The 593-nt window shown below is 59.9% G+C and carries 1 protein-coding gene; it reads right to left on the bottom strand.

All coding sequences use genetic code 11. The features are described 5' to 3' along the window. Positions 1-593: dehydroquinate synthase/iron-containing alcohol dehydrogenase family protein (locus L692_RS28910; RefSeq protein WP_025700956.1), on the bottom strand; the 593-nt coding region annotated here is incomplete at both ends.

Genomic DNA, 593 nt, shown 5'->3' on the forward strand with positions numbered 1-593 from the left:
GCGCCGTCCGGTCAGGTCGGTATTCAGGATGGCCTGCTCCAGAAGCTCCGCATCTACCTTGAAGGGAAGCGCGGCAACCGCTTCGGCGTCAAGGGATACGCCCTTGGCCACCAGCGCCGCTTTATCTTCGAAGCTGTCCTTAAATCCCAGCTCGCGCAAGGTCAGCGGCTGCCCCAGAGCATGCAGCAGCCTGGCAAGGGTATCGATCTTGGTCTGGCTGTATCCTTCCAGATGCAGCTGAACCGCCAGCCCGAACGCCACCTTCTCGCCATGCAGCCGGATGTGCGTCTCATGCTGCTTGGTCAGGCTGTTGTTAACGGCATGCGCAATATAGGCCCGAGGTCTGCCGCCGCTTAAGCTGCCCGCCTGTCCGGCCAGAAAAATAATCGCATTGGTTACCTCGGAGATGGCATCCGTAACCTCCCCGTGACCTGACGCAAGATAGGCGTCGATGGAGAGTTCCTCCAGAATGTCCAGCGCAAGCCTTGAGGTGGCCAGCCCCACCCTGGCATGAATGCTGCCCGGATCACTGCCTACATTGGGCGCCGCTTCATACCATTTGACCAGCGTATCGGCAATCCCCGCCGCAATAT

This window comes from Paenibacillus forsythiae T98, assembly GCF_000520735.1.
Classification (GTDB): Bacteria; Bacillota; Bacilli; order Paenibacillales; family Paenibacillaceae; genus Paenibacillus_AQ; species Paenibacillus_AQ forsythiae.